6 protein-coding genes are annotated in these 6,794 nt (G+C 29.5%); 2 read left to right on the forward strand and 4 right to left on the reverse strand.

The window, feature by feature from the left end; translation table 11 throughout:
* Positions 1–13: 13 nt before the first annotated feature.
* Entirely contained in the window at positions 14–487 is a 474-nt protein-coding gene (gene msrB / locus ACIQ2Z_RS09240) for a peptide-methionine (R)-S-oxide reductase MsrB (RefSeq protein ID WP_396183858.1), read from the forward strand.
* A complete protein-coding gene (msrB, locus tag ACIQ2Z_RS09245; protein WP_396183859.1) occupies positions 487–876 on the forward strand; it encodes a peptide-methionine (R)-S-oxide reductase MsrB in 390 nt (129 codons plus the stop codon). Before msrB (ACIQ2Z_RS09240) ends, msrB (ACIQ2Z_RS09245) begins: the two co-directional genes overlap by 1 nt.
* A 70-nt stretch (positions 877–946) precedes the next feature.
* On the opposite strand, the gene ACIQ2Z_RS09250 is transcribed toward msrB (ACIQ2Z_RS09245), so the two are convergent.
* From ACIQ2Z_RS09250 to ACIQ2Z_RS09265, 4 genes are all read right to left on the reverse strand, one after another.
* A complete protein-coding gene (locus ACIQ2Z_RS09250; protein WP_396183860.1) occupies positions 947–1,687 on the reverse strand; it encodes a LytR/AlgR family response regulator transcription factor in 741 nt (246 codons plus the stop codon).
* Positions 1,680–2,657, reverse strand: a complete 978-nt coding sequence (locus ACIQ2Z_RS09255; protein ID WP_396183861.1) for a sensor histidine kinase — start codon at positions 2,655–2,657, stop codon at positions 1,680–1,682. The genes ACIQ2Z_RS09250 and ACIQ2Z_RS09255 overlap by 8 nt, the downstream gene beginning before the upstream one ends.
* 64 nt (positions 2,658–2,721) lie before the next feature.
* Positions 2,722–3,585, reverse strand: coding sequence for a DUF4249 domain-containing protein (locus ACIQ2Z_RS09260; protein WP_396183862.1), 864 nt, complete (start codon positions 3,583–3,585; stop codon positions 2,722–2,724).
* Positions 3,586–3,623: 38 nt separating this feature from the next.
* Positions 3,624–6,005 carry a carboxypeptidase-like regulatory domain-containing protein gene (locus ACIQ2Z_RS09265; protein WP_396183863.1) on the reverse strand — a complete coding sequence of 794 codons (2,382 nt, stop codon included), beginning with the start codon at positions 6,003–6,005 and terminating at the stop codon, positions 3,624–3,626.
* Positions 6,006–6,794 lie beyond the last annotated feature (789 nt).

Raw genomic sequence — 6,794 nt, forward strand, 5'->3', positions numbered from 1 at the left:
TTAAAAATCTGCTATGAAAAAATTAATCTTACTGCTGTCAATATTCACTTTAACAGCTTGTCAAGGACAAAAAAAGGAGCAAAAAAATCCAAAACCGAAAGTTGTTAAAACGGAGTCTGAATGGAAAGCAGAATTATCTTCCGAACAATTTGAAGTCCTACGCAAAAAAGGAACCGAAAGAGCTTTCACGGGTAAATACTGGGATCATTTTGAAAAAGGTACATATGTCTGCGGTGCCTGTGAAAATCCGCTTTTTGTTTCCGAAACCAAATTCGAATCTGATTGCGGTTGGCCATCATTTGATCAGGCAATTAAAGGTTCTGTAATCTATGAAAATGATTATAGTTTTGGTATGTCAAGAGTAGAAGTCATGTGTGCAAAATGTGGCGGACATCTCGGACATGTTTTCGACGACGGTCCAAAAGAAACCACCGGGAAACGATTTTGTACCAATTCTATTTCAATCAAATTTAAACCTGCAAACTGATGCCTTATAAAATTCAAAAGTCCGAAGAAGAATGGAAAGCTGAATTAGGCTTAGAAAAATATAAAATTCTTCGTCAAAAAGGAACGGAATTCCCACATACTGGGGCATACAATCTTCATTTTGAAAATGGAAATTATTGTTGTGCAGGTTGTGGGGAAGTTTTGTTTGAAAGTATTTCCAAATTCAATGCACATTGCGGTTGGCCTTCTTTTGATAAATCTATTCCGGGAAAAGTAGAATATAGTAAAGATTCCTCGCACGGAATGATACGCACAGAAATTCTTTGTGCCACTTGTGGAAGTCATTTAGGCCATGTTTTTGACGATGGACCGACCGAAACCGGTATACGTTATTGTGTGAACTCACTTTCTATAGATTTTAAAAAATAAAAAATCTAACTGACATAAAAGACACTTTCCGTAATGAAGTGAAAGAATTTTTCTATTTACCTTTTACTACCTAATTTGACAACCAAGACTTAAATTCACCTACTTTTTCCACTGCAACAAAAATATTTTCATTACCAAAGTTGGGTTTTAGAATTAATTTTACTTTTAACTTTGAAACATAATACATTTCATGAATAGAATTAATAGATATTAAAAACTTTTTATTTACTCTAAAAAATTCTTTCGGATCAATCTCTTCCTCAATCTTTTTTAAACTAAAATCTAATGGTAATTTTTTACCATCAACCAGACAGGCAAAGGTCAATTTATCCTCTGAAAAAAAATAGGCAATATTATCAATAGATATTGACTTTAATTGATTATTCAACTTAACTAAAAAACGATTTCGATATCTGGATTCCATATCAATCATCATTTTAGTATAATTAGGAAATGTTGTAAGACTTTTATATTTATCTATACTCTTTTTTAAACTTGATATTGAAATTGGCTTTAAAAGATAGTCAATACTATTTACTTCAAATGCCTTAATTGCATATTCTGAATAAGCAGTAACAAAAATAACAGGACAAGTAACATTTACTTCCTCAAAAATTTTAAAACAATAATCATCAGAAAGATTAATGTCCAAAAAAATTAGATCCGGTATACTATCGCTTAAATAAGAAATAGCCTCTTTAACTGAGTCAATCACTTCAATGACCTTCATTTCAAGTTCAATCGATTCGATCATTTTCTTTAATCTCTCTGCTATCAATACTTCATCTTCAATAATAATTACTTTAATCATAGCTCGACTTAATTAAAGGAATTTCAACTTTAAAAACATTATTTTCAATTTTAAAGGAAGGTGCTCCACAATTTAGCAAAACATATTGCTTCTTAATACTTTTCATTCCAATTCCAAAAGATTCAGTTTTTACAGAATTTATCTTGGGATTAAAATTATTCTCAACTATCAATAGCTCTCCTCTTGTATAGATGCTAATCTTCAAAGGATTGTGTTTATCAAACACTGTATGTTTTATTGCATTTTCTATTAATATCTCAAGCGTTAGAGGAGGTATTAAAAAATCCAATTTAGAAACGTCTACAGAACTCTCGAGTTCTATTAATCCCTGATGGCGAATCAATTGAAGTTCAAAATAAGAATTCAGTAGTTTAAGTTCTTCAGATAAGGAAACTAAAATTTCATCTGAATTTGTGAGACTGTATCGAAAAACATTGGATAATTCCTCAACAAATTTTATCGCTTTTTCAGGTTCACTATCAATTAAACTAGTAATGTTATTAAAACAATTAAAAAGGAAATGAGGGTTAAGTTGATTCTTAAGTGACATATATTTATCATTAAGATTTTCAATCTCATTTTCTTTTAACCTTATTTTTAATTCCTTTTTTTCAAATTCATTTTCCAAATAAATCTCAAATAAATAGATAAATAAAACAACACTACTTACAATAATTAGAATGGCAAAAAAAAGCGTGTCAAAAAATATCAAATCTTCATCATCATTAAATAAGATCAAGGAAATTAGTCTTAAAAGAAAACTAAAAAATATAATTGTAGCAATACTGACAAAAAAAAGGAATGTTCTTTTGTTGAATAATTCAACTCTTTTGTAATAATGACTTTCAATTGTTCTCTTTCTGATCAAATAAATTATTAAGATAAAAATAAAACTTAGCGGAAATAAATAAATCTGATCTTGTATAGCTTCAAAAAAAGAACTTTCATTATAGTCTTCTAAAAAATTCAAAAAACTAAATATAAAGCAAATTATACTATACAAGATCAATCTATACTTCATCCTTATATTAAAATTATTCAATCACTATACTATCCTCTACAATATCTACGGCATAAAAATAACCTAAAATTCTATTAGTAGGATTTGATGTGTTTATAATATTACTTCTTATAGAAGCAGGTGGTGGATTTCCAACAAAAGAAATACCCTGATTGCCCGTTTGTGTAAATAACTCAAATAGAAATTGATAGTATTTTTTTGATATTCCTAATTGTTGTGCTTTTGCCACATCACCAATTTCAAAAGAAACTTCTTCATTTGGATTAATTCCAATTCTTTGCTGACCATCAAAAAACCGATCGGTTACAATTAATGTTTCTGAATTACCGGGATCTGGAACGATAGTAAAAATATCGTTTTTGAAAACCCTGTAATAATAATAATTTTCAATCCCTACCGGATCAGTGGTATCAAATTTAAGAAAATATCCCGCATCTGTAATAAAGGTTTCTTCTTCAAATTCAAAATAAAAATTGTCAAATTGAGGTACCTCGTTTAAAGTATCTGAACCCACATAGGTCTCATTATTCCAAACAATTGTAATGGTATACGTTTTACCGATTTCTGGTAATAAGTTGTTGTTTTTATAATTGCCGTTTTGTGTATAACCAAAATTCCAAGTTGTATTTCCATCCGATACAGTTACAATTGCGTCTGAAACAAAAGGATTGTCTGAATTATCTAAAAAAGGTATCGATTTAGTTAATTTAATTACTTGAGTTGTATTGTTTGCTTTGCGTTCAATTCCACCCTCTATAACAAGACGTTCAATGGAGTTCAAAGAAATATCATTGGTAACATCTTCTTCACAAGAAAGGAAAACAAGAGAAAAAATTACAATCTGTAATATGTTTTTTATTTTATTTATTTTGCTCATATTTTTATTTTTTTAAGTTATATAATGTTGAAGTCATTTTAAAATTTAAATTCATATGTTACACTTGGAACGATACCAAAAAAGGATAATTTGGTTGCTTCTGTATTTCCGGTTGCAATTTCTACATCATTTACTTCACTAATCTCTCTAAAAAATATAGAGGCAGCATTTTGTCTGTTATATAGATTAGCTATACTAAAAATCCATTTACCGGTTTTATTACTGTCTTTTTTTGGATTTAAAGTTGCAGAAATATCTAATCGGTGATATACAGGAAGTCTATTCCCGTTTCTTTCACTATAGTCAGCCACAATTAAACCATTTTGTTCATATCGACCTGTTGGATATGTAACTGGTCTTCCGGTACTAAAAGTAAATACCCCTCCAAATTCCCATCTTGAATTCGTTTTATAAAGTCCTACTAGATTTAATCGGTGTAATTGATCTACGTTGTTAGCGTAGTATTCATTATTATTAATTCCATTTATTTTATTTTCACTTCTGGAAAGTGTATAACTTAACCATCCGGTCAACTTGCCAGTATTTTTATTAAGCAAAAACTCTAAACCATAAGCTCTACCAACTCCTTGAACAACTTGAGTCTCGACATCTTCTCTAAAAAGTAAATCAGCACCATCTTTGAAATCAGTAACATTAGTTAATTTTTTATAATAAGCTTCTACCGAAAAATCATAGCTACTTTCTTTTACATTCGAAAAATAACCTAAAGCGATTTGATCTGCAAATTGTGGCTTGATATATGGCCCACTTGGTGTCCAAACATCTAATGGCGTAGGTGATGTTGTATTAGTTACTAGATGTATATACTGATACATTCTATTATAACTCGTTTTAATAGAATTTCTATCATTAAATAAATATCGCATTGAAAAACGCGGTTCCAAATTATTAAATTGTTTTATAACCTCTCCAGAACCATATTTTTTTTCACTTACAACTTCATTCTCTTCATAAACTCCATAAACAGGATCAAAGCTTAGAGGTTTTCCCGTTTCATAAATCCTTATACTTTCATTACCCAATCTCATAAAATTTGAAAATCTTAAACCTGCTTGAATGTTTAGTTTTTCAGACAAATCAAACTCCGTATCAATATACATTCCGTTTTCTAAAGCAAAATTATTTTGAAATTTCTCTGCACTAATACTTGATCCGTTGATTGCAGAAATTTTTCCTGGATTAAATTTATAATGTGTAATGTCAACACCGGTTCTAACAGTGGCATTTGAACTTGCATACCAAGTTAATTTTGGTTTAAAATTAAAGTTTGTAATATTTGATTTCCACCTAAACTCAGAACCCGATCTTAAATTATCTAACTCATAATCATAATTAGAAAAAATAGCTGAAGTTTGAAAAAATAATTTTTCACTTATTGCATTTGTCCACCTAATTGTACCGATTGCGTTACCCCAAGATGTTCCAATAAATTTAGGAAGTTCAAACCTGTCTCGACCAAAGTATCCAGAAATAAAAATTTTATTCTTTTCATTTATATCATAATTGGCTTTTAAATTCAAATCATAAAAGAAGAGAACATTATCTTTAAACTCATCATCTAAAAATGTAAATGCGTCAACATAAGACCTTCTTCCTGCAAACATATAAGAACCTTTTCCTTGACCAAGTGAGTCTTTTTTTATGGGACCTTCAACTAATACTCTGCTTAAAATAAGACCAATTCCAGCTTCACCATTAAACTCTTTTTTATTTCCCTCTTTTTGACGAACATCTAACACAGATGATAATCTACCTCCATAAGTAGATGGAATTCCTCCTTTATATAACTTTACATCTTTAATGGCATCTGAATTAAAAACTGAAAAAAATCCAAACAAGTGTGATGCATTATAGATTGTTGCATCATCTAATAAAATTAGATTTTGATCTGCATTTCCTCCCCTAACATTAAAACCTGATGAAGCCTCGTTTACGCTTGAAACTCCGGGAAGCAATTGAATTGACTTTAATACATCAGGTTCTCCTAATATGGCTGGCAATTTTTTTATTGTTGATGCTTTTAGTGTATTGACACTCATTTCTACACTTTTTACACGATTATCAATCTTTGTAGCCACCACAATTACTTCGTCCAGAATAGAAGAGTCCTCTTCTAATTTAAAATCTACTTTTGAATTAGAGCTTACATTTATTTCTTTTTCAATAGTTTTAAAACCTATATAGCTTACATAAATAGTATGTTTTCCTTCCTCCAATGAAAACGAATAAAATCCATATTCATTAGTGATATTGCCTGATTTCGAATTTGTGTATACATTTACACCATATAATTTTTCTCCTGTTTTACTATCTTCAACATATCCTGAAATGCTAAATTTATTTTGTCCAAATGAAATACTTGTGAATAATAATAGAATTAATAAATTAAATTTTTTCATAATTATATTTTTTTAAACTTTTGTCCAAAATTAAATTTCACAAGTATTTTTAAATCTTATTTTCCGACGAACCTTAATTTAATTTGATAAACCTTTATTTTTTATGATTTAGAAATAATCAGTTTTGTAATTATTCTTTCAATCATTTATATCAACAATAAATACTAAAACAAAAAAACTATCCATATCGACAGGTTTTAAAAATTCAAAATCAAGTTCAATTATTTGAATGATAATTTCGGAGAATATAATTATAAAAAAATATGTAATTTAGAATATCTAAATCAATAGCTTATTCTTTTACTCCGACATATAGTTGCTATTTTTTTTAATTTAGTTTTACTTACTATTTACCAATAAGTAACTCTTTTTAGTTAAATTCTCATTTTTATCGCTCCAACAAAAAAACCTCATGTTTCCACGAAGGGTTTTTAAAGAGTCTGAATCGGGTTCAGATTAAATATGGTGGCGACAAGAGCCTTGCCACTAGGATACTGCTATAATAAAATGTAGGGTTGTCCAAATAGACAACCCTACTTAAAAGAAGGCGGCGACATACTCTCCCACAAACTGCAGTACCATCTGCAAAGGCGTCCCGAAGTATAGGGATAACTTCTCTGTTCGACTATCTTTAATTAATTTTTTCTAAAAATTGCTTTACAAAAAAATCCCCATCAAATACATGATGAGGATTTTAAAAGAATCTGAATCAAGTTCAGATTAAAGAAGGCGGCGACATACTCTCCCACAAATTGCAGTACCATCTGCGCAGGCGGGCTTAACTTCTCT

Origin of the sequence: Flavobacterium sp. (genome assembly GCF_044361015.1) — a bacterium.
GTDB lineage: Bacteria > Bacteroidota > Bacteroidia > Flavobacteriales > Flavobacteriaceae > Flavobacterium.